The 22,026-nt window shown below is 68.6% G+C and carries 22 protein-coding genes, 1 tRNA gene and 1 pseudogene; 12 read left to right on the top strand and 12 right to left on the bottom strand.

Features of this window, described 5'->3' with window-relative positions; translation table 11 throughout:
* The first annotated feature begins 67 nt into the window (after positions 1 to 67).
* The 3 genes from DMH12_RS04275 (at position 68) to DMH12_RS04265 (ending at position 3,201) form a co-directional block, all read left to right on the top strand.
* Positions 68 to 1,273 carry a DNA polymerase III subunit delta' gene (locus DMH12_RS04275; RefSeq protein ID WP_125490182.1) on the top strand — a complete coding sequence of 402 codons (1,206 nt, stop codon included), beginning with the start codon at positions 68 to 70 and terminating at the stop codon, positions 1,271 to 1,273.
* A 107-nt stretch (positions 1,274 to 1,380) separates the two neighbouring features.
* Positions 1,381 to 2,997, top strand: coding sequence for an alpha/beta hydrolase (locus DMH12_RS04270; protein ID WP_125490181.1), 1,617 nt, complete (start codon positions 1,381 to 1,383; stop codon positions 2,995 to 2,997).
* 127 nt (positions 2,998 to 3,124) lie between these two features.
* Positions 3,125 to 3,201 (top strand) — tRNA-Thr (locus tag DMH12_RS04265).
* Positions 3,202 to 3,326: 125 nt separating this feature from the next.
* Here DMH12_RS04265 and DMH12_RS04260 read toward each other — a convergent pair.
* Both DMH12_RS04260 and DMH12_RS04255 read right to left on the bottom strand, forming a co-directional pair.
* On the bottom strand, positions 3,327 to 4,997 hold the full coding sequence (locus DMH12_RS04260) for a site-specific integrase (protein WP_125490180.1): 1,671 nt from the start codon (positions 4,995 to 4,997) through the stop codon (positions 3,327 to 3,329).
* Positions 4,994 to 5,695 carry a helix-turn-helix domain-containing protein gene (locus tag DMH12_RS04255; protein WP_125490179.1) on the bottom strand — a complete coding sequence of 234 codons (702 nt, stop codon included), beginning with the start codon at positions 5,693 to 5,695 and terminating at the stop codon, positions 4,994 to 4,996. Before DMH12_RS04255 ends, DMH12_RS04260 begins: the two co-directional genes overlap by 4 nt.
* A gap of 94 nt (positions 5,696 to 5,789) precedes the next feature.
* On the opposite strand from DMH12_RS04255, the gene DMH12_RS04250 reads away from it, so the two are divergent.
* From DMH12_RS04250 to DMH12_RS04230, 5 genes are all read left to right on the top strand, one after another.
* The gene (locus tag DMH12_RS04250) at positions 5,790 to 6,020 is read left to right on the top strand and encodes a hypothetical protein (protein ID WP_185832135.1); all 231 of its coding nucleotides are present in this window, start codon (positions 5,790 to 5,792) and stop codon (positions 6,018 to 6,020) included.
* Between the two features lie 233 nt (positions 6,021 to 6,253).
* On the top strand, positions 6,254 to 7,555 hold the full coding sequence (locus DMH12_RS04245; protein WP_125490178.1) for a DUF3631 domain-containing protein: 1,302 nt from the start codon (positions 6,254 to 6,256) through the stop codon (positions 7,553 to 7,555).
* Positions 7,556 to 8,018: 463 nt separating this feature from the next.
* Entirely contained in the window at positions 8,019 to 8,852 is an 834-nt protein-coding gene (locus DMH12_RS04240) for a DUF2637 domain-containing protein (protein WP_125490236.1), read from the top strand.
* A gap of 533 nt (positions 8,853 to 9,385) precedes the next feature.
* Positions 9,386 to 9,736, top strand: coding sequence for a MobC family plasmid mobilization relaxosome protein (locus tag DMH12_RS39620; protein WP_260474043.1), 351 nt, complete (start codon positions 9,386 to 9,388; stop codon positions 9,734 to 9,736).
* Positions 9,733 to 11,445, top strand: coding sequence for a relaxase/mobilization nuclease domain-containing protein (locus DMH12_RS04230; RefSeq protein WP_125490176.1), 1,713 nt, complete (start codon positions 9,733 to 9,735; stop codon positions 11,443 to 11,445). The genes DMH12_RS39620 and DMH12_RS04230 overlap by 4 nt, the downstream gene beginning before the upstream one ends.
* A 136-nt stretch (positions 11,446 to 11,581) precedes the next feature.
* Here DMH12_RS04230 and DMH12_RS04225 read toward each other — a convergent pair whose 3' ends face one another.
* From DMH12_RS04225 to DMH12_RS04215, 3 genes are read right to left on the bottom strand one after another with little or no spacing between them, the layout of a single operon-like run.
* On the bottom strand, positions 11,582 to 12,004 hold the full coding sequence (locus DMH12_RS04225; RefSeq protein WP_125490175.1) for a hypothetical protein: 423 nt from the start codon (positions 12,002 to 12,004) through the stop codon (positions 11,582 to 11,584).
* Positions 12,001 to 12,207 carry a hypothetical protein gene (locus tag DMH12_RS04220; RefSeq protein WP_125490174.1) on the bottom strand — a complete coding sequence of 69 codons (207 nt, stop codon included), beginning with the start codon at positions 12,205 to 12,207 and terminating at the stop codon, positions 12,001 to 12,003. The genes DMH12_RS04225 and DMH12_RS04220 overlap by 4 nt, the downstream gene beginning before the upstream one ends.
* Positions 12,204 to 12,782, bottom strand: coding sequence for a DUF6907 domain-containing protein (locus DMH12_RS04215; protein ID WP_125490173.1), 579 nt, complete (start codon positions 12,780 to 12,782; stop codon positions 12,204 to 12,206). Before DMH12_RS04215 ends, DMH12_RS04220 begins: the two co-directional genes overlap by 4 nt.
* Before the next feature lie 486 nt (positions 12,783 to 13,268).
* On the opposite strand from DMH12_RS04215, the gene DMH12_RS04210 reads away from it, so the two are divergent.
* Complete coding sequence (locus DMH12_RS04210) at positions 13,269 to 13,808, top strand: hypothetical protein (protein ID WP_125490172.1); 540 nt, start codon at positions 13,269 to 13,271, stop codon at positions 13,806 to 13,808.
* Between the two features lie 84 nt (positions 13,809 to 13,892).
* On the opposite strand, the gene DMH12_RS04205 is transcribed toward DMH12_RS04210, so the two are convergent.
* From DMH12_RS04205 to DMH12_RS04175, 6 genes are all read right to left on the bottom strand, one after another.
* Positions 13,893 to 14,855, bottom strand: a complete 963-nt coding sequence (locus DMH12_RS04205; RefSeq protein WP_125490171.1) for an FAD-dependent oxidoreductase — start codon at positions 14,853 to 14,855, stop codon at positions 13,893 to 13,895.
* A 716-nt stretch (positions 14,856 to 15,571) separates the two neighbouring features.
* Positions 15,572 to 16,159, bottom strand: a complete 588-nt coding sequence (locus tag DMH12_RS04195; RefSeq protein WP_125490169.1) for a class IV adenylate cyclase — start codon at positions 16,157 to 16,159, stop codon at positions 15,572 to 15,574.
* A 12-nt stretch (positions 16,160 to 16,171) separates the two neighbouring features.
* Positions 16,172 to 16,834 (bottom strand): bifunctional 2-polyprenyl-6-hydroxyphenol methylase/3-demethylubiquinol 3-O-methyltransferase UbiG, encoded by a 663-nt coding sequence (locus DMH12_RS04190; protein ID WP_125490168.1) that lies wholly within the window; start codon positions 16,832 to 16,834, stop codon positions 16,172 to 16,174.
* On the bottom strand, positions 16,752 to 17,324 hold the full coding sequence (locus DMH12_RS04185) for a hypothetical protein (protein WP_125490167.1): 573 nt from the start codon (positions 17,322 to 17,324) through the stop codon (positions 16,752 to 16,754). Before DMH12_RS04185 ends, DMH12_RS04190 begins: the two co-directional genes overlap by 83 nt.
* 61 nt (positions 17,325 to 17,385) lie before the next feature.
* Positions 17,386 to 18,288 (bottom strand): radical SAM protein, encoded by a 903-nt coding sequence (locus DMH12_RS04180; RefSeq protein ID WP_125490166.1) that lies wholly within the window; start codon positions 18,286 to 18,288, stop codon positions 17,386 to 17,388.
* Between the two features lie 72 nt (positions 18,289 to 18,360).
* The gene (locus DMH12_RS04175) at positions 18,361 to 19,086 is read right to left on the bottom strand and encodes an HAD family hydrolase (RefSeq protein WP_125490165.1); all 726 of its coding nucleotides are present in this window, start codon (positions 19,084 to 19,086) and stop codon (positions 18,361 to 18,363) included.
* A 98-nt stretch (positions 19,087 to 19,184) separates the two neighbouring features.
* Here DMH12_RS04175 and DMH12_RS04170 point away from each other — a divergent pair, with 98 nt between their 5' ends.
* Together DMH12_RS04170 and DMH12_RS04165 are read left to right on the top strand one after the other, a co-directional pair.
* Positions 19,185 to 19,958, top strand: a complete 774-nt coding sequence (locus DMH12_RS04170) for a helix-turn-helix domain-containing protein (RefSeq protein WP_185832134.1) — start codon at positions 19,185 to 19,187, stop codon at positions 19,956 to 19,958.
* Entirely contained in the window at positions 19,945 to 20,412 is a 468-nt protein-coding gene (locus DMH12_RS04165) for an NUDIX hydrolase (RefSeq protein ID WP_030404972.1), read from the top strand. Before DMH12_RS04170 ends, DMH12_RS04165 begins: the two co-directional genes overlap by 14 nt.
* On the opposite strand, the gene DMH12_RS04160 is transcribed toward DMH12_RS04165, so the two are convergent.
* Entirely contained in the window at positions 20,400 to 20,963 is a 564-nt protein-coding gene (locus tag DMH12_RS04160) for an HD domain-containing protein (RefSeq protein WP_125490164.1), read from the bottom strand. The two genes, DMH12_RS04165 and DMH12_RS04160, sit on opposite strands and share 13 nt — an antisense overlap.
* A gap of 148 nt (positions 20,964 to 21,111) precedes the next feature.
* On the opposite strand from DMH12_RS04160, the pseudogene DMH12_RS04155 reads away from it, so the two are divergent.
* Positions 21,112 to 22,016 (top strand): annotated as a pseudogene (locus DMH12_RS04155) (IS3 family transposase).
* Positions 22,017 to 22,026 lie beyond the last annotated feature (10 nt).

Genomic DNA, 22,026 nt, shown 5'->3' with positions numbered 1-22,026 from the left:
GAAGGCGCGTCGCGGACGGGTGCGGCGCGGTGCGACGGCGGAGCGTGACGGAAGGACGGCGTGACCCATGACCGTGTGGGACGACCTCGTCGGGCAGGAGAAGGTGAGCGAGCAGCTCACCACCGCTGCCCGGGACGCCGACGCCTTCGTCACCGCCGCCGCGGCGGCGGGCCCGCCGCCGGAGGCGTCGAGCATGACGCACGCCTGGCTGTTCACCGGCCCGCCCGGCGCGGGAGTCACACAGACGGCGCGGGCCTTCGCCGCCGCGCTCCAGTGCGTGAGCCCCGACCGCGCCCTCGGGGGCGTCCCCGGCTGCGGCTTCTGCGACGGCTGCCACACGGCGCTCCTCGGCACCCACGCGGACGTCAGCACGGTGAGCGCGGTGGGCGCGGAGATCCTGGTGCGGGACATGCGGGACACGGTCCGCAAGTCGTTCACCTCGCCGGCGAACGGGCGCTGGCAGATCATCCTCGTCGAGGACGCCGAGCGGCTCAACGAGAAGTCGGCCAACGCCGTCCTCAAGGCCGTCGAGGAGCCCGCCCCGCGGACCGTCTGGATGCTGTGCGCCCCGTCCATCGAGGACGTCCTGCCCACCATCCGCTCCCGCTGCCGCCACCTGAACCTGCGCACACCATCGGTGGACGCCGTCGCCGACATGCTCGTACGCCGGGAGGGCATCGAACCGGACCTCGCCGCCGCGGCGGCCCGGGCCACCCAGGGCCACGTCGAGCACGCCCGCCGCCTGGCCACCGACCCGGCCGCCCGGGAGCGCCGGGCCGCCGTGCTGAAGATGCCGCTGCGGGTAGAGGACGTCGGCGGCGCCCTCCGGGCGGCGCAGGAACTGGTCGACGCGGCGGCGGAGGACGCCAAGCAGCTCGCCGAGGAGGTCGAGACCAAGGAGACCGAGGAGCTGAAGGCGGCGCTGGGCGCGGCCCAGGGCGGCCGGCTGCCACGCGGCACGGCAGGCGTGATCAAGGATCTGGAGGCCGACCAGAAGCGCCGCAGAACGCGCACGCAACGCAACAGCCTCGACCTCGCCCTGACCGACCTCACCGCCTTCTACCGCGACGTCCTCGCCCTCCAGCTCGGCTCCCGCGTGGCGATCGCCAACGCCGACGCGCAGGACGCCCTGGACCGGCTGACCCACGCCAGCTCACCCGAAGCGACCCTGCGCCGCATCGAGGCGATCGCCGCCTGCGGTGACGCCCTGGACCGCAATGTGCCGCCGCTGCTGGCGGTGGAGGCGATGACCATGGCGCTCAGAGCGGGCTGAGCCCGGCCGCCCTCCTGGCGCGCCGCATCCGCTTGACGGGGTAACACGAACGAGGCACGCGAACCACGCACCGCATCAGCGTCGTCGCGGAGAGTTACGCTCGCTGAATGCACACAAGGCGCACTCACCGCAGGACCCGCATCGGCGGCATCCGGATCCGAGCCACGTTCCTCGCCGCCGCGCTGCTCGCCACCGCCTGCTCGGCGGGGGGCGCGTCGACGTCCGCCGGCCCGGCGGCTCAGGCGGCAGGGGCGACGGAGTCGGCGACGGCGTCCCTGGCCTCGCTGCCGAAGGCCACGCCCGCCGAGCTGTCGCCGTACTACGAGCAGAAGCTCGGCTGGCGCGACTGCGGTGTCCCCGGCTTCCAGTGCGCCACCATGAAGGCCCCGCTCGACTACGCGAAACCGGCCGAGGGCGACGTCCGCCTCGCGGTGGCCCGCAAGAAGGCCACCGGCCCCGGCAAGCGCCTCGGCTCCCTCCTGGTCAACCCGGGCGGACCCGGCGGCTCGGCCATCGGCTACCTGCAGCAGTACGCGGGCATCGGCTACCCGGAGAAGGTCCGCGCCCAGTACGACATGGTGGCGGTCGATCCGCGTGGCGTGGCCCGCAGCGAGCCCATCGAGTGCCTGGACGGCCGCGAGATGGACGCGTACACGCGGACCGACGTCACCCCGGACGACCAGGACGAGACGGATGAGCTGGTCGACGCGTACAAGGAGTTCGCCGAGGGCTGCGGGGCGGACTCGCCGAAGCTGCTGCGCCACGTCTCGACGGTCGAGGCCGCCCGCGACATGGACGTCCTGCGCGCGGTGCTGGGCGACGACAAACTGACCTATGTCGGAGCGTCGTACGGCACGCTCCTCGGCGCGACGTACGCGGGGCTCTTCCCGGACCGGGCCGGGCGCCTGGTGCTGGACGGCGCGATGGACCCGTCGCTGCCCGCCCGCCGGCTGAACCTGGAGCAGACGGCGGGCTTCGACACCGCCTTCCAGTCCTTCGCGAAGGACTGCGTACGCCGCGCCGACTGCCCCCTCGGCGACAAGAACACCACCCCCACCCAGGTGGGCAAGAACCTGAAGGCGTTCTTCGGCGACCTGGACGCCAAGCCGATCCCCACCGGCGACGCCGACGGGCGCAAGCTCACCGAGTCCCTGGCCACCACCGGCGTGATCGCGGCGATGTACGACGAGGGCGCCTGGCAGCGGCTGCGCGAGTCGCTGACCTCGGCGACGAAGGAGAACGACGGCGCCGGCCTGCTCGCCCTGTCCGACAGCTACTACGAGCGCGAGGCCGACGGCGGCTACAGCAACCTGATGTTCGCGAACGCCGCCGTGAACTGCCTCGACCTCCCCGCGGCCTTCTCCTCGCCCGACGAGGTCCGCGACTCCCTCCCCGACTTCGAGAAGGCGTCCCCCGTCTTCGGTGAGGGCCTGGCCTGGGCCTCCCTGAACTGCACGTACTGGCCGGTGCAGGCCTCGGGCGAGCCCCACCGCATCGAGGCCGCCGGTGCCAGCCCGATCGTCGTGGTCGGCACCACCCGCGACCCGGCCACCCCCTACCGCTGGGCCGAGGCCCTGGCCGACCAGCTCTCCTCCGGCCGCCTCCTCACCTACGAGGGAGACGGCCACACCGCGTACGGCCGCGGCAGCACCTGCATCGACTCGGCGATCGACACGTACCTGCTCCGCGGCACCGCCCCCGAGGACGGCAAGCGCTGCTCGTAGCCGCCCCTCACCCACCCCACCTGCGCCGCCCGCCCCGGAACCTTGGCCTCCGGGGCGGGTACGGAGCACCCCCGGAAACTGTGTAGACTTACCGACGTCGCTGATCGCACCATGGTGCCCAGCACAAGCCGCCTTAGCTCAGATGGCCAGAGCAACGCACTCGTAATGCGTAGGTCTCGGGTTCGAATCCCGAAGGCGGCTCCATCGAACCCTAGGTCGCATAGCTCGTGACCTGGGGTTTTCTGTTGCGTGGGGCATGACGCGTCACACGGCCGAGGTGCCGTGACTTTGCTTGCGTGAGCGATGCGTGAGCGGAGCCGCTCGGGAACCTACTTCTGGGACTTGCCGCGCTTGGGCTTCTTGGCGCCCTTGCCTGGGGCGTTCGCCTTGGTCTTCGGCTTGCCGCCCTTCGCCTTGCCGGCGTTCTTGGCCGCAGCCTTCTTGGCCTTCTCCTTCTTCGCCTTCTCCTTCTTCGCGGCCTTGCGCGCCGCCTTCTCGGCCTCGGTCTTGCGCTGAAGTGGGACCAGCTTCGCGGTCGCCTCGGCGGCGCTCCTGCCGACCTGGGGCAGGACGCTCTGGTAGATGTCCCGAGTGATCCGGGTATCACTGTGACCGAGGGTGTCCGACACGATCTTGATGTCGATGTCAGCGGCGAGCATCAGGGTGGCGGCGCCGTGGCGGAGGTCGTGCAGACGGATCGGCGGAAGTCCGGATGCGGCGACGAGACGCTCGAAGAGATCGGTCACCTTGCCCGGGTGGAGCCAGGACCCGTCCTCCTGGGTGAAGACGTTCCCCGTCTCGACCCAGGCGGTGCCCCACTCCTGGCGGTCGGCCTCCTGCCGCGCACGGTGCCGCTTCAGGACGTCCACGGTGTCGTCGTCGAGCGCGACCACGCGATACCCGCTGTCCGTCTTGGGATCGGACGCCTCGACCCCCCAGCCGTCCTGCACGAGTTGGGAGGAGACGGTCAGGGCGTGCGTGTCGAGGTTCGTCTCCGACCACGGCTGCCCGCACGCCTCGCCACGGCGAAGGCCACGGAAGGCGATCAGGTGCCACATCGCGTACAGCCGGTCTTCGGCGACGAAGTCGAGGAACGCTCCTGTCTGCTGCGGCGTCCAGACCATCACCGGTGACGGCTTCTCGCCCGTCTGCTCCCACTTGGCGACCCGCTCGTCCGTCCACACGAGCGCCTTCGGCTTGCGTACGGGATCGATCTCGACGTGGGCGGCGGGGTTGAAGGTGATGATCTGCTGCCCGATCGCGTCGTTCAGGGCCGCACGGAGGGTGGCCTTGACGTGCTGGCGCGTGGCGGGACCGGTGATGCGGCGGAAGGGCGGCATCTCGTCGATCGCGGTCTTCATCGACTTGCGGCGGGCGCGCTCCCCGCCCTTCCACGGTATGGTCGCCAGCTCGTCGAGTGCGGCGCGCCGTTGAGCGTTGTCCTCCAGGATCTGGGCGTTCGCGTCGCGGATGTCCGTGAACATCTCGCTGAGGTGGCTCACGCGGAGTCGGTCCAGGCGGCGGTTCCCGATGCGAGGCTTCAGGTGCACGCGGATGTCGGTCTCGTAGCGGTTGAGGCCGGACTTGCGTATGCGCTTGCCAGGCAGCCACCGGTCGAGCCACTCGGCCACGGTCAAGCTGCCGATGAGGTCCTGGCCGGAGTTGAGACGCCGCCTCGTCTCCTCGACCTCGGGCAGAGAGGACCGTTCGCGGCTGACCTCGGCCAGCATCTCGGCGATCAGTTCGGTGCCCTCGGGGTCGTCCGATTCGGCCAGCCCGAGGAGGGCGCGCACGTGGTCGAGGTCGGCCTGGGCCGCCTTGAGGCTGCTGTACCCGCCTCGGGCGAAGGAACGCCGACTGCCGTCCTCGCGGGGCGAGAGCTCCTGGCGTACGGAGTAGGTGCAGTGGTTCCTGCTGTTGCGCTTGGGGCAGGAGGTGCCGAGTTCCTTGCCGGTCTTCGGGTCGCGACAGGAGCAGCGGCGGTAGGTGGAGCCCTTCAAAGATCATTCTCCTCGGTGGTCTCGGGATCGCTCCCAGATGAGTCGATCGCGGTGGCCACGTCTGGCCACAGGGACGGGGGAGTGACGCCCTCTTCCCGGATGAACGCGCGGATTCTGCGCAGTTGGCTGGCGGCGTCGTCGGCCGCCTCGGCGGCACGCGCCTGAGAGCGGAGGGCCTCGGCTTTACGGTCGGCGTTCGGGGCGGTCTCGGCGTGGTAGCGCGCGTGGTCCTCGTCGCGGCGCGCCTTCCGTAGTTGCTCCTCGGCGGCGTGGTGGGCGCGGAAGTAGCGGAGCATGTCGTCGTCCGTGCCGAGGTCGGTCTCCTCCCCGGTGAAGCGGCGCAGCGCGTCCAGCGCCGTGGTGGGGTGCTGAAGCGGGAGTCGCTGCACGTCGTCGACGTATCCGACCGGGTAGACGAGGCAGATGGGCGGGGTGTTCAGGGCTTCGGCCAAGACGATGACGTCGACCAGGGGAAGGTTGGAGCGGCGTCCGGACTCCATGTTGGCGATGACGTTGCGGGGGATCGGGTGGCCGATCTCCTCGCACTTGTCGGCCAAGTCCTGTGCACTCCAACTCAGTTCCTTCCGTCGTCTGCGGACTTCGGCGGCCACGGTGGCCATGACCTGATCCACCCACTCCGGGACGTCGTCCTCGTCGTCGACCTTCTTAGATCCAGGATCGCTACGGCGCTGTGTCATTTAGACACAGTAGCTCGCTTAGCGTTGATTCCAAGACCTGGAGACGGGCGCGATGGGCGCGTTCGCCGTGGGCTCAGTCGTGGATGGAGCGCGCATGCGCGAGAAGGAAGAGGTTGGCCGAGCGAAGGGGATGAGCCGCGAGGAGCTCCTTGAGCTCCCCGCGGCCGTTGACCTGGAGACGGGCAATCGGGCGCTGGGACTGGGGCGGAGCAAGGGGTACGAGCTCGCCAAGCGCGGCCAGTACCCGTGCAAGGTGCTCCGTCTCGGAAACACCTACCGGGTGGTGACCGCAGACTTGTTGGCTTTGCTGGGGCTGGCAGCGTGAAGGACCTGACGCGTAACAGACGCTTCTGCGCTGAGCTGACACAGAAACGCTGGACTGTGGCACGGCGTGGACGTACTGTCCGTGGTCGCTCGCGGTGCCGAGAGGCCCGCGAGAAGAGGGGGAGCCTCCGGCGGTGCAACGCCGGAGGCCCCGAGACTCCCCAGCAATCCCGTGAGAACCGACCCGGCGGCAGGGGTGTGCAAACCCGAAACCGCCAGACGAGGAGCCGCCCAGTGCAACCCGAGAACCCCGAGACCTATTCCGTCCCCGCACGAGCGGCCTGGCCCGCCACGGCCATTCCCGGCCAGCCCGGAGCCCACCTGCGTCCCGCGCAGGCCGACGGCAGGGCGGACCCGAGCGACAGTAGGGCCGATGACAGCACCAACGAGGCGGACCCGGCGATCGGCCTGGATGCCATGCCCGACGCGGAGCCGACGGTCGGCTCGAAGGCTCTGGACGAGCTGCGCTCGCAGATAGCCCGGTTCGTGATCCCGCCCTCCTCTGAGGCACTGGACGCGATCACTCTGTGGGTGGCAGCGACACATCTCCAGCCGGCGTGGCAGCACGCCCCTCGGTTGGCAGTGGTGGGGCCGGCGAAGCGCTGCGGCAAGTCGCGGTTGCTGGACGTGCTGACCGAGACGGTCCACGAGCCCATGCTCACCATCAACACCACACCGGCGGCCATCTTCCGCTCGATCCACGAGGACGAGCCGCCGACGTTGCTGGTGGACGAGGCCGACACCATCTTCGGCCCCAAGGTCGCGGAGAAGAACGAGGAGACGCGCGGCCTGCTCAACGCCGGCCATCAGCGCGGCCGGTACGTCACCCGGGTCGTCGGTAACGACCACACCCCGCACAAGTTCGCCACCTTCGCGATGGCGGCCATCGCGGGAATCGGGGACCTGCCGGACACAGTCATGGACCGGTCGGTGGTCATCCGCATGCGGCGCCGGGCCGAGGGTGAGAAGGTCAAGCCCTTCCGCTCCCGCCGGGACATCCCCGCCCTGCACGAGCTGCGCGACCGCATCCACGCACTGGCCAGGCCGCTGCTGGAAGACGCCGCGAACCTGGAGCCGGATATGCCGGTTGAAGACCGCGCCGCCGACACGTGGGAGCCCTTGGTGATCGTCGCCGACCTGGCGGGCGGTCGCTGGCCCCGGCTGGCGCGGATCGCCTGCGCGCGGATGGTCGCCGCCGAGGTGGCGGCAGAAGAGGACCACCCCAGCGGGGCGCGCATCCTCGCCGACATCCGTCGGGTCTTCTTCGCCCAGAGGGAAGCGGACAGCCTCTCCACTGAGGATCTTCTGCACTACCTGAACGCGGACGCCGAAGCCCCGTGGGGAGAACGAGGCCGCTACGGCCTGACCGCCCGCGAACTCGGCGCGATGCTGCGCGATTACGACATCCGGCCCGGCAATGTACGCATGGCCGACCGGACTCAGCGCAAGGGCTACATGCGCCACAAGTTCCTCGACGCGTGGCGGCGGTACTGTCCGGCCGTCCACCCAGTCGACGCCCGCCGCGGCGAGAGCTGATCCGCGGCTCCTGGTTGCCGTACTTGCCGTCCCTGCCGTGATCTCGCAGGTCAGACAGCACACCGGCAAGACGTCAGCCAGGGACAAGACGGCAATGCAGGCGTTTCCAGGAGTGCTGCCCGCCGGAGACGCTGCCGGGATCCGTCTTGCCACGTCCCAGGCGTCCATGCCGTATCGCCGCAGCTCACAGCCCTGCCTATTGGGACGGACGGTGCTGCGCAGCCGTCCCTTCACGGGACACACCGACCCAAGCAAGCCCGCCCCGACGGCGCCGTTCTTGTCCCGAGTCGGGACAAGAACGCCGCATACCTGTCCCGACGTGGGACAAGACGCCAGCACCCGCCGGGACGGCACATCAGGAGAGCTGCCGTCCCGCCCTGACCTGCACGTGCAACGGCCGAGACGGCAAAGACGCCGCACACCGCTACCCCCAGGAGCCTTCCGCTTGACCACTCCGCCCCTCATGCAAGCCCCGCAGCCGCACGATGACGTCCCCAGCGAAGGGCGACCGAAAAGGAAGGCTGACGCCGAGCAGTTCGCGCTCGGCGCGGCCGGCATCGTCATCGTCACCCTGACCGCCGGAGCGTTCTGGCTCTCCTACGCGCACCTGGCTGACGTCGCCGGCCAGCACGGGCTCGGAGCGTCGCCCATTCGCCGCTGGGCCTGGCCCGCCACCGTGGACGCGTTCATCGTCGCGGGCGAACTGCTCATGCTGCGCGCGGCACTGCGCCGCGTCACGGACCCGTGGGCGATCGCCGTGACCGCCGTCGGATCGGTCGGCTCCATAGCGCTGAACGTCGCTGGGGTCAGCGGCACGGGCAACGCACACCCTGTCCCGTTCCTCGACTACGTGGTCGCCGCCGTCCCTCCGGCCGCCGCGATGGTCGCGTTCGGCGTCCTCATGCGACAGATCCACCAGCTCGTCGCACCGTCCGACGACTCCCCGAACACCGGTTCCGTACAGACGCAGGAGCAAGCGGTCGGCGACTTCAGTCACAGCCACCTGCCAGACGCCGCTCCTGCCGGTTCACGAGCCGCCGGCGGTGAGCGGACGGAACCCGCGGCACAGGTTCCGGAGGGCAGGCCGAGCGGTGGCCGTCCGGCGAAGGCGACCATCGCGGAGCTGGCGGATATCGGCCGGGCCGCCGGCCACCAGCACGGCAAACTCACGCGCGGCCTGCTCCGAGCGGCAGTGAAGGACCGGGACCTGACGATCGGCAGTGAGCGGCAGACCGAGGTGATGGAACTGCTTCGGCCGGAACTAGAAGCCGCCGGGATCGAGGTCTCCAAGCGCTGACCGCCGCCTGCTCGGGTGACCGGAACCCTTCCGGTCACCCGAGCAGACGGCCAACCGCCCAGCCAATCTCCACACCCTGTGGACAGCACGACGACCCTGCCGGACAGGCATCTCCGCTCCGCCTGCCGGCCGTACCTGGAGCAGCTTCCTTGACGCACTACGAGCACCCGCCTGAAGACACCGACGTTGAGACACCTTTGTCGTCGCACTCCCCAACGCTGCTGGGACGCTTGCGGCGGGCGTTCGGACGGACGGCCCCTGGCGGAGCCAGTAGTACCCCGAGTCCGACTCAAGGCCGGTCTTCGGGGGTCTCCGCCCCGGGGGTGGCGGAGACGGCCCGACGCCAGGGGGCGCCGGACCAGGAGGTCGGGGCCGAGGGCAGCCCCGATCCAGACACTTTGCACGCTGTCCAGCAGCAGATTCTCCGCCCCGAGTCCGCAGCCACCCCGGCGGCCGTTGAGGGAGACGTGCAGAGCGTTCAGCCGGCGATCCGTCGTTTCAGTGGCACGAAGCGGACCATCCGTGTCGGTCCGATGCGGTTCACCAGCGTCGAGCACGTCAGGCTCCAGGAGGCCGCCGCCGAGCACGGCTACAAGGGGGAGTCCGGCTTCGCCGCCGACATCGTCCTCGCCTTCATCAGTGGCCGGTTCACGGCGAATCTGCCGCTGTCCGAGGGCCGCCGCCGCACTCATATGTTCCGTGCCCAGGTGCTGCGCGAGCTCAACCGCATCGGCGTCAACGTCAACCAGATCGCCCGTGCCCTCAACAGCGACCTGACTCCGCCCGACATCCGTCACCGGCTCGGCGAGCTGGACCGCCTGCTGGAGCTGATCGCCGAGGCCCTGCGTGAACCCGCCGGCAGCATAAAGGACCAGGCCGCGTGATCGCCGCCATCAAACCGGCCGGGTCCAACACCCGTGGCCTGCTCGCCTACCTCTACGGCCCCGGCCGCCACGACGAGCACACCGACCCGCACATCGTCGCCGGCTTCGCCATGCTCGGCATGCCAGACCCCGGCCGTGACCAAGACGCCACCCTCACCCAGCTCGCCCGCCACCTCGACGAGCCTGTCCTGCTTCGGAACAGCGAGTTCGGTAAGAAGGTCACCGACCATGTCTGGCACTGCCCCATACGCGCAGCCCCCGAAGACCGCAGCCTCTCCGACGCCGAGTGGGCCGAGATCGCCCAGCGGATCGTCGAAGCCGCCGGCATCGCCCCCGCCGGAGAGGACCTTGGCTGCCGTTGGATCGCCGTACGCCACGCCGACGACCACATCCACATCCTTGCCACCACCGTCCGCGAAGACGGCCGCCGCCCCAGGCTCCACGACAGCGGCGCCCGCGTCGGCGACGCCTGCCGCCAGATCGAGAAGGACTACGGCCTACGCCAGCTGAAGAAGGGCGACCGCACCGCCGGACGCCGGCCCACCCAAGCCGAGATGCACAAGACCGAACGGCTCGGCTGGGAGCAGACCAGCCGCGATTGGCTCCAGGACCGCATCCGCGCCGCCATTCCCCACGCCAGCAGCGCGGAGGAACTCCTCGCCTACCTCGAAGCAGGCGGCATCGTGGTCAAACCCCGCCGCGGACCGTCCGGAGACCTCCTCGGCTACGCCGTCGGCCGACCCGGCGACCTCAACAACGACGGCGAACAGATCTTCTACCCCGGCGGAAAGATCGCCCCCGACCTCACGCTCCCCAAACTCAAGGCCCGCCTCGAAACCACCGTGCCGGAGGAGCACCCCACCGCCCGCCGCGACCAACCTGCCACCCCCTGGAACGAGGCCACCGACGCCCTCGACGCCCTCCACACCGACATGGCCGACGGCACTCATGCCCAGGCCCACATCACCGCGCTCGGCGAACTCATCGAAGCGACTGCCCAGAAAGCCCCCGCTCACCTTCAGGCCGAACTCCGAGCCGCGTCACGAGCTTTCGCCCGTGCCCAGCGTTCCCAGGTTCGCGCCGAGAACCAGACCGCCTACACCCTGCGCGCTGCCGCCCGCGACATCGCCCACACCGCCACCGGGCCCGACGCAAGCGTCCTGGCCACCCTGCTCGCCGCCCTCGTTTGGGCTACGGTCCTCGCCGCCCACTGGCACGACGCGAAGAGCCACGCTCACCAGACCGAAGCCGCCCGCCAGGCCCTTCGCCACCTTCAGGTGGCAGCCGATCAGGCCCTCACACCCGTTCTCGACGGCCTCGCCACCCGTCAACCGAGCGAGCAGGCTCGCCGGACCCTCGTCCACGACGTCCGCGCCGCCATCCCCAACCACGCCGACCGCATTCTCAGCGATCCCGCCTGGCCCGCTCTCGCCACCGTCCTCGCCGATGCCGAAGCCGGCGGCCACAAGCCCCACCAGCTCCTCAAGGAAGCCGCTGCCCAACGTGAACTCACCACCGCCCACCAACCCGCACGGGTCCTGATCACACGCATCCAGCACACGAGCCGCAACCCGGCGCCGAACCTCCGAGCTGAAGCCGCCCGCCGACGGACCACCATGCGGCTATCCGCGCTTGGACCCGCACTGGATGGGGCACAGCCCGCCTCGCCATTGGTGTCCGTGCACCCGAACAACCGTCCACGGCGGTAAGGGCGCGGGCTCAGCCATCAAGCCCGGTCCGCGCACTTTTCTCTGAGAGGCTCGCTGTCAGGTGCGGGCTGGGCAACGCGGCCGGGGCTGTCCAGGAACTGCACACCCCCGACCCCCGCGGTCTTCGCGGTCGTCCTCACGCGGCCATTGGCTTGGTTTTCGTGCGGGCCTGTTGCAGCAGCTCCCGTAGCCAGCCCATCACACCCGCAGAATCCTGGGTGCGGTCGATCTCGCTGAGGACGATCTCCAAAATTTCCCGAACGCCCGCCACATCTTCCTTGTAGTAGGCGTCGCGGACGCCCTCGCGGATCGAGTCCTCGGTGAAGGTCGCGTAAATACCGAGGAACTGGCGCACCATGAGCCCGCTGGTCTGCCGCGGGTCGTAGACGATGTGGTGGCCGCCGTTGTCGAGCCGGTGAGTGAAGTACTCATCCGGGCCGAGCGGGGCCTGCTCGATGTGGAGGTGCTGGCTGTCAAGCCCGTTGGGCAGCCGCCCGAAGTGGTCGCACATGCGGTCACGGAAGGCATCGAAGCCAGCACGTGTGGTCAACGTCGTCATACCGTCACCTCCGTCGACTCGCTGAGGACGTTACGCATCGCCGCTTCGACGGCGGCCCTCGGAGATCCGCAGACGATGATGCCGACGATCACGTCGTCGGCGAACTTCTCCACGGCAGGCGAGCACGAGCCGATTTCCCGCATCTTGGTACGGAACGCTTCCACCTCAGCGATGGCGCGTTCGGTGACGGACGTTGCCTTCATGCTGCCACCCCCGGAAGTTTGACGTACTCGGTGCGGACGTTGACGAGTTGGGCGTGGGCCTCGCGCAGGGAATCGACCCGCTTCTGTAGGCAGCCGATGATCACCTGCAGTGTGTCCGGTTCGAGGTACTCGATGTAGTGGTCATCGAAGACCTCAATGACCACGAACGGCAGCCTCTCCGCTGGCCGGCCCGAGAAGGGGTGGGACTGGATCTGCCAGCTGAGGAAGCGGAAGTCCTCCGGGCCTCGCGTGGTGCACAGCGGGCCGTAGAGGGGCAGTTCGTCGGCTGTGCCGGGTATATCGCAGTAGATGTCGTGTGGGTGCGTGGGCGTGTCGCTGTCTGCCTTGTGGTCGACCATGCAGCCGGGCATGCAGGTCACGGTCACTTCTTCGCCCGTGACGGTGCTGGTGAAGGTGAACGCCCGCTGGACAGGGGACCCTCCCGCGGCGGGCTCGCTGTCGTACGGAGCTGCGGGAACGGGCTGAAGCCGGGCGACCTGGCCAGCGTTCCCGAGAGGCTGGCTGGTGTGGCCCTCGTGGCAGCCACCATTGGTGGCCGTTGGCGTGTTTTCCATGCTTTGTCTCCTCCGTTACGGGAGCTGGGCTATGGCTCCACCTCCGGTGTTGAACCCACCGGCTGGGACCCTTTCTTTGGTGATACGCGCACTGCCGAATGAGGTCGAGGAAGCTGTCCCGTTCGAGGGGTCCAGGCACGGACCAGGTCTTCTTCAGGCAACTGGTGCGTATAATGCGCCGTTTCAGCTGGCGAGGTGAATCACCGGGCACCTCCTCGCCAGCTCTAGGCGGTCAGGGCCTGCAGGAGCGCCCGGGGTCGCTCACGTTTTATGCGAGAGACAACCTTCCCGAGTCGTCGAGGATGCTTACGGGTGGCCGGGGCTTCGCCTGTCTGTCAGCCGCACTGCCCAATTAACCCGACTGGTTGGAAAGAGCGCAGTCACGTATGAGCTCCTCCCGCCATAAATGATCACACCGCGCGAGATAGTCGACCAAGACGCTTCAACTCCTCGGCCGCGTCGCGCATCGTTACTACGCTTCCTGTCGTGAACGAGGTGGAATATCGGAGCAACGGCGTCCCGTTAGAGGAATACAAACTCAGTCGTTGGGATCACCAGCGCCAGAAGGAGAGCGAGGAGAGTAGCGAGCATATCCGGCGACAGGTAGCCGAGGATAACGCCAAATGCCGGGCAGATCCGGTTAGGGCAGAGCGTCGTCGCCAGGCATTCGAGAACGCCGCGAGACTGCCGCAGTCCTTCAAGACGGAGGATCACGAGATCATGCGATGGCGTGTCCGACTGTACTGCGGCCACATCATCGAGACCAAGGCGCATTACACGTACACTAACCCAATCGATGCGGGAGGTTACTGGAAACCATGCTCTGAATGTGGAAAAGACCGCTTGACGATCGTAGCCTTCGAACCCATCGGACTACTTGCCGAGCCGCCGAAGACCAAGGCCCCGCCGCCTCCGGCATCTCCAAAGAAGCCAGCGCGAGCCGAACTTGAGCGACGAGTCAAGGCCCTGGAGGAGGAAAATGATCGTCTGCGCTCGAAAGCGCCAATTGAAATCGAACCCACTTAAAGAGGAGCGGGTTTCTAAGCAGTCGTGACCCTGTTCGGCATATTAGGGAAGCCGATACAGGCAAGCGTCCTGGACTGTTTTGCTTCACTTGTCCGGGAGCAGCCCACGAACTTCCTCGGCACAACCCCATGACAGCGTGACGCCAGCCCCGCCGTGCCCGTAGTTGTGCACGACCACAGCATCGTCCTCTCGCCGGTCAGCCTCCACCCGGACCGTGGCCCGCGTGGGCCGGACACCGAGACGATGCTCCAGAACGCGGGCTGCGGCAAGACGGGGTTCGACCTCGGCACAGCGCGCCAGGATGCTCGCCGCCGCCGCCGCCGCCGTGTCGTCGGAGGCTAGGCCCCCCTCACCGTCAATGGCCGTGCCGCCCAGGACGACGGTGTCGCCGTGCGGGTAGAAGCACAGCAGGTCCGATGAGAGGCCGGTGTCCTTGGAGAAGAACTCGGTCAGCCCGGGGTTGGTGACGACGACGTGTTGGCCGCGGGTGGGCCGAAGCCCAGGGTCGGGAAGTAGAGCCTTGGCGCTGAGGCCCGTGCAGTTGACGAGCACGGTGGCTGGACCGGCGTCCGCGAGTGAGGCCAGGCGGCGCCGCTCGACTGTTCCTCCTGCGGCATCGAGTCGCCGTAGGAGGTAGTCAAGGTAGGTGGGCATGTCGATCAGCGGCATCGTGAACCGGTAGCCGGCCGAGAACCCGGCTGGCAGTTCAGCCGGCCCGCATGGCCGGAAGCCGGGCAGGGGGGTGGCCCAGTCCGGTGGCGCTTCGGCCGTGCGGGATGCCTCGATTCCACTGGCGAGCCGGACGCCCGTGGCCGGATCCTCTGCCAGCCTTCGGAAGATCTCTAGCGATCGTTGTCCCCACTGGTCGACCTTGTTCTTCGGCTCGACCAGATACGGCCCCCACATCGCCCCGGCCGCCAGCGAGGTGACGCCCGGCACCTCCTTGGCGATGACATGCACCGAGACGCCGGTCTCGGCGAGAACGACAGCGGTGGTGATCCCTGCCACGCCGGCCCCGACAACGACAACACGCTTCCCTGCGGCCATGGTCCTGACCGTAACGGCCCCTGAAACCTCGACGCGGCGGGTCAGTGGGGCGCGTCCAGCACATCGGGCGCAGTCCTGCCCACATCCTGCGAGCCGCAGCGCCCGCCGGCACACCATCTATGCCGTCGCCAAACGATCCCGGTCATCTCTCGCGCTCTCCGAAGATTGAGCCGTCGCTCTGTCCGGTCCGAATCGCTGGCCCCGCAGGCAGAGGGAAGCGTTCGGGCCTTCGTCTCAGGGAAGGCCCGAACGCCATTACCCTCCCTGGCCGCCAGCGCTCACACCGCGGGGGGACGGCGGGCGCATGCGACCACGGCGGGAGCTAACCTCTGCGGAGGAACCTGCTTTGGCCCCGGTGCTTGCCGGGCCTCCGGCCAGCCGTCGGTTGTCCCACCACGGAGTCGTCGTTCGACTGGGTGGAGTCGCCGGGGCAGTCCTTGCTGAGGAGGGACTGCCAGACCCGTTCCTGTAGCGCTCGGATGCAGGGTCCGCAGGCGTACATCGGTGCTTGGACGCCCGCGACACGGGCGGGGCCGATCCACAGGACACGAGTCCACCGCTGCCCGCAGTAGAGCCAGCAGGGCCCGTCGACCCACTCGTTGCCGTCATCGGTGGCCGCTGGGGCTGGCAGTCCACCGCGTGCGAACTCGGCGATACCGGGGATCACCCTGTGCCGTAATGCGGCTTCCGTGAGCATGGCTTGTCCGCCCCCTTGATCAGTGGCTGCGGACAGCGGAGGAAGCGTCCTCCCGCTTCTCGGCGTCGGAGAACAGGAGGGTGGGCTCGGCGAGGATGTCGCGGCCGGCCTCGCTCTTGTAGATCTCGTCGACGCTGCCGAAGCGGGCTTCGGAGTAGTCGAGGTCCAGCAGCGCGGCGGCCTGCCGGACCGATGCCTCGTCGGGCCCCTCGATCTCCAGGAAGGTGGGGAGGTCGGGCCAGGTGTCGAAGTCGAAGGCGACCTCGCCCAAGCGCCACTCCTCGCGGTAGTTCTCCTGGTAGCGCACCTCGGTGAGGCCGACCCGGCGCAGGATGTCGGCCGTGGCGTGCAGGTCGGACACCTCGGTCTCGATCTCCTTGGTGCCGTCGATCGTGGTGGCGTCGGTGACCTGCTTGAGCGTGAGCGTAGACCGGGTGCCTTCGTCCCGAAGGCGGACCCAGGCCCCACCGTCGAGGGAGTCGTTCTCGAAGATCTTGCGGGTGAGGAGGGTGCGGGGGAACGCCTGGACGGCTCCGAGGGCGGCCAGCTTGGCCTGAAGACCAGCGGCGTCGACGGCCAGGAACTTCGCCTCGTACTCGTGATCCATGGGGTCCTTCTCTCAGAAGTGGTCGGTGAAAGGGGACGTTCGGGCTGCCATGAGCAGGCCCATGCGGTGGGTGTGGTCGTTCGGCTGGCCGACGTGGGCCCGTTCCGTGAACTCGTTCGTACGCAGGGTGAGCAGGATTTCCCAGTCACCGATGAAGTGAGGGAGAAGGCGCTCGGGAGAGGTGTAGTGCTCGGTCATGTGGTGGCGTCTTTCGACGGGCATCATGAACTCCGCACCGAACACACCGCCCGGGCGGACCAGGCGTTGCATGCGGTCGACGAACTCGGCGAGCGGGCGGTGGTGGTTGGCACTGTAGTGCCACGAGCAGCTCGTCCAGACCGCCTCGCACTGCACGCCCAGGGGCTTGCCCTCGAGGAAGTCGTCCTCAACCACGTGGACGCGGGCATGGAGTTCTTCGAGCTTCAGCCGGTCGATCAGGCCCATCGCGTGGGCCTCACTGTCACCCGGAAGGCGTACCTCGCCTCCGTGTAGGGCGAGCGCGTCGCGTTCGATGGCGACGACGTGGTAGCCGGCGGCGGCCAACGGCAGGACGAACTTGCCGTCGCTCGCGCCGACGACCGCGACAGTGGCGTCAGGGGCGACACGCTCGCGCAGTGTGCCGAGGAACTGAGGGAAGAAAGTGAGGGTGTGCTCCCACAGGCTCTGAGTCTGCATGGGAGTTCGCTCCTTGCCTGTCGGTTTCTGTGATCACACGGAGCACCTCTTCGGGGCTGCGCCCCATGGTGTCGACGCGACGCATCCGGAACGAGGCGTAGGCGTCGGTCACCTGGTCCGGGACGGTTTCGATCAGCGCGTCCCACTGCGTCGCTGGCTTGTCCCGGGCGGCCAGACGACGGCGGCGTTCGTCGTCGCCGCAGACGAGGTAGTACGTGACGGGTGTCGGGAGCCAGCGCGGCAGCGTGACGCCGAGCCGAGCCCCCATGGCCTGGTGGGTGGCGAGGCACCGGGCGAAGTAGCTCTCGACGACTACGGGGACGCCGGCGTCGAGGTGGCTCTGGATTTCCTCGGTCGCGGTGAATAGCGCGGAGAGGTAGAGGCACATCCGCGCGTCGACGTTGGTCCGCTGGTCCACGGCCGCTCTGAGGGGCTGGTACAGAGCGGGCACGGTGGGGACGAGGACGGCGTGGCGCGCGGCGGCGAGCATCGGGGCGATGGTCGACTTGCCGGTGCCCCGTAAGCCCTCCAGGCTCTCGAATCGCGGGTGGTCAGGCACGGGCGTACACCACGTCCGGCACCGCGAGCGTGAGCTCGTCGCTGGCCGAGGGCTGGTGAACGATGCGGCCAGCGCTCTTCTCGTACCAGAAGGCGTGGGAATCCTTGCCCACGGCCTTGCAGGACATGGTCAGGGCACCACGCGGGTCGGCCTCGATGCGGTCGATCTCGCGGGGCCCTCCGGTCGGGGCGCAGAGCTGTGGGGCGCCGTGCTCGGAGAGGTCCTCGTCGACGATCACCTCCAGAGGCAGGTCGGCCGCCGCGAGTTCTTCGCGGAGCCGGCCGTAGGCGGCAGGCTCGGTGACCAGTAGCTCGGGGTGGTTGGCGGCGTTGCCTACGGGCCGCAGGTGGTGGAGCTTGAGTTGCTGGACCCCGAGTCGGGCCAGGATGCCGGCGAGGGGGAGTACCTCACCGATGTTTCGTGAGGTCACGGTCATGGTCGCGCCGGTCGGCACTCCGAGGTCCCGTGCCAGGCTCAGTGCGTTGAGGGCGCTCTGGTAGCTGCCGTGCCTGCGGATGCCGTCGTTGGTCGATCCGACGCCCTCCAGGGAGACCCTGAGGAGGTCCAGGTGCGGCGCGATCTCTGTCAGGCGTCGCTCGATCCGGTACCCGTTGGTGCAGATCTCGACGCGCTGGCCCAGTTCTTCCTTGGCGTGGCGGACGATCTGCGGGAGGTCCCGGTGGACGAAGGGCTCCCCGCCGAGCAGGGTGACCTCCACCGTGCCGTACTCGTCGCGCATCAGGGTGAGGAGGCTGGCGGCTTCGTCGGAGGTGAAGGCGTCCGCGTACTGAAGCCGCTTGCCGTGGAAGCAGTGCAGGCACGTGAAGTTGCAGCGGTAGAGCAGCTGCAGGTACAGCATCCGGATCTTCCTGATCCCGGTGACTTCCCTGATCACTTGGGCTCCTTCGGCTGGCTGCCTTTCGGGAACCCGATCGTGGCTGTCTGCCCGGGGACCTCGTCACCGCGTTCAGGGACGGCCCGAGGACGTCCTGGGACGTTTTCCGTCACCTGCGAACGACTCAAGGACGCTTAGAAGGCGCTTGGCGTCTGCCAGGTCCGGCAGGACCTTGGGGGCGCCGGCCGCTGCGAGTTCCGCGCGGTCGTGCAGACCAGAGGCGACGGCGACGATCCCGCACCCCGTGGCCAGGGCAGCCTCCACATCACGAGGGGTGTCCCCGACCAGGACGATGGGCGTGTCGACCCGGACACCACGAAGCCGCAGCACTCGCTCGCGGGCGACCGCGACCAAGTCGGGACGGAGATCGGCGTCCGCTCCGTAGGCGCCCACCGGCAGGTCCAGCAAGGAGTCGAGGCCGAACGCGGAGAGCTTCACACGGGCGTTGGCCTCGATGTTGCCGGTCAGGACAGAGGAGACCCAGCCGCTCCGTGCCGAGGCGGCCTCCAGTGCTTCATGGGCTCCTGGCAAGGCCCATCCGCGCGAACGCAGAGCGTCCCGGCGCTCACTCCCTGCCCGTTCGAGGGCCGCCTCGATGCCGGGCCAGTCGGGTACGGGCAGCCCCTCCCGAACGAACATGTCGCGCATGATCAGTCGGTCCGTACGCCCCTCGGTGCGTGCCGGCCCCGTCGGCTCGCGCCCCGCAAGCGCCGCGAAGGCGGCGGCGTAGATCTCCTTGCTCACCCCCGCGTTCTCGATGAGGGTGTGGTCGATGTCCCACAGGACGATGAGCTCCATGACGCCAGCGTAAGCAGCAGCCGGTGGCACTGTGATTCCGCGACAACGTCCCACAACGTCCTTGCGCGATCACGCGTTGCACCGCTTGCATGGTTTCTGTGAACGACCGACTGCATACCGTGCTCGCCCAACGAGGGGTCTCACCCGATGCGCTCGCGGAGATCTGCGAGGTCGACCCCAAGACAGTGAGCCGGTGGCTGGGAGGACGCGTTCCTCACGCGCGGCATCGCTTTCGCGTGGCCGGTCATCTGCGCGTGGAGGAGACCTTCCTCTGGCCGACGCCCTCCAAGCGGCCCGGTCCACCCCGCGACGGATTAGGCACCGAACTGGTCGGCGCCTACCAGAACCGAGCCAGCGTGCCGCGGGACGTATGGCTCTCGCTGCTGCGGGAGGCACGGCAGGAGATCAGCGTCCTCGTCTTCTCGGGCACGTTCTTCGCACAGTCCAACCCGCACGTCGCCAAGATGCTCTCCGAACGCGCCGCCGAGGGCGTCCGGGTTCGCCTGTGCTTCGGTGACCCCGACGGACAGGCGGTCGCCGTCCGGGGCCGCGAAGAGGGAATCGGCGACACACTCGCCGCCAAGATCCGCGCCTCGCTGACGTACTACCGCCCCCTGCTGGGCGAGGCCGGGTGCGCGGTGCGTCTGCATGACACCACGCTCTACACGTCCATGTTCTGCTACGACGACGACCTCCTCGTCAATCCCCACATCTGGGGGCAGCCGGCCAGCGCCAACCCCCTCCTCCACCTCAGGAGAGCCGACGGCATGGGGTGGTTCGACAACTACGCTCAGAGCTTCGACGCCGTCTGGGCCGCCGCACGGCCATGGGCACCCGACCAGGAGAGGACCGCCGACCATGGGCAGGACTGAGTACTACAACGACCCGGCCGCGCCGAAAGCGAACACCCTCATCCCGGCCAGCAACCTGCTCGTCGCCGACGAGACGGGTGCCATCCTCCTCCAGCGCCGCCGCGATACCGGACAGTGGGCACTCCCCGGCGGAGCCCAGGACATCGGCGAGACCGCGGCCCAGTGCGCGGTCCGCGAGTGCCTGGAGGAGACCGGCATCATCGCGGAGATCACCGGCTTCCTCGGCGTCTACACCAACCCGAACCACATCGTCGCCTACACCGACGGTGAGATCCGCCAGCAGTACGAGAACACCTACATCGGCCGCCCTGTCGGCGGCGAGCCCACAGTCAACGACGAGGCTGACGGCGTCCGCTTCGTCCAGCCCGCAGACCTGGACCAGTACGACATCCACCCGAGCATGCGCCAGCAGATCGGCGACTACCTCGCCGGCACCTATCCCTACCTCGGCTGAGCCGCCAAGGCGGCCTCAATCCTCTCGACAGTGGAGAAGATCTCCGGTGCCGCCCGCCGGATGAATCGACCGACCATGCTGTCCGTGCCGTACCGCCCGACGATTTCCGCGACCCGGTCGTGTGCGGTCGTCCGGTCGCCGTCCGGTGTCGTTGTCATGTCGCAGTACACGAGGGCATCCACAAGCAGAGGCTGCTCCAACAGCGGGAACTCCGTTGCGAGGTCCGCCATCAGCCCGCGCTCTTCAGCCTCGAGAAGGGCGAACGAGTGGTTCGCGACAAGCCGCACCAGCCGCTGGTCCGTCCCATACTCGTCACGAAGGAAGCGGGCTCCGTCCAGAGGATGGAAGCCCGTGGTCGCGAGCCGGGGTGCATACCCGACGTCATGAAGCGTGGCGGCAGCAAGGAGCAGGCCAGCGTCTGCGCCGAGAACCTGGCGTACTTCAACCGCGCGTTCAGCCACTCCTTGTGTATGTGCCCACCGCCGTGGAAGCGGACTGCTGAGTTCGGCTTCTGCTACTTCCATCGCCCACTCACCGAACAATTCATCCATGTCGTGGTTCGTGCCCAGGGCGGGTCTCGCTCAAGCCCTACGGGTCTGCCGCACGATCGGGTGACATCTAAACTGGCTTGCCCTGCGGGGCGGGTGGGAAGGATGTCGCTGTGTCCAGCCGTATCCGGAAGAGTTCCGCCAGGACGTCATGCGGGTCGCGAGGAACCGCGGGCCGGGTGTGACGGTCGACCAGGTGGCCACCGACTTCGGAGTCCACGATGACGTTGTGGAAGTGGATGCGTCGCGCGGAGATCGACGACGGGGCCAAGCCCGGGACGACCAGCCAAGAGAGCGCAGAGCTTCGGGAAGCGCGTCGGCGGATCAAGCTGCTGGAGCAGGAGAACGAGGTCCTGCGGCGGGCGGCGGCCTACCTGTCGCAGGCGCATCTTCCGGGAAAAGGATCTACCCGCTCGTGAAGGAGTCGGCCGGGGACGGGGTGCCCGTCACGGTTGCGTGCCGGGCGATGAAGCTCGCCAGACAGCCCTACTACCGCTGGCTGAACCAGCCGGTGACCGGCGCCGTGCTGGAGGACGCGTATCGCGCGAACGCGCTGTATGACGCGCACCGTGACGACCCGGAGTTCGGCTACCGCTCCCTGGCCGACGAAGCGCGCGGCGCCGGGGCCGTGATGGCGGACCGGACTGCATGGCGGATCTGCCGGGACAACCGCTGGTGCGTGTTTGGCAAGAAGCGCGGCGAGGGCAAGAGGGTCGGCCCTCCGGTGCACGACGACCTGGTCCGCCGTGACTTCACCGCGACCTGTGCGAACCGGTTGTGGCTTGCTGACATCACCGAGCATGCCACCCGCGAAGGCAAGCTCTATCTCTGCGCGGTCAAGGACGTCTATAGCAATAGGACCGTGGGCTACTCCATCGACGCTCGGATGAAGTCCCGCCCTGCCGTGGCAGCCCTGGATAATGCCGTCGCCCGGCGTGGAGACGTCGACGGGTGGAGCGGACCTACCACAGGCGCCGCAGACAAGCCTCACTCAGCCGGCTGATCCCCATCGAATTCGAGACCGTCATGACCACGCCGGCTCTCCAGACCGCGTGACCGAACCTGC

The organism is Streptomyces sp. WAC 04229, from assembly GCF_003947455.1.
Classification (GTDB): domain Bacteria; phylum Actinomycetota; class Actinomycetes; order Streptomycetales; family Streptomycetaceae; genus Streptomyces.
Note: the sequence above shows the minus strand (reverse complement) of the source record. Positions and strands in the feature narration are given on the sequence as shown.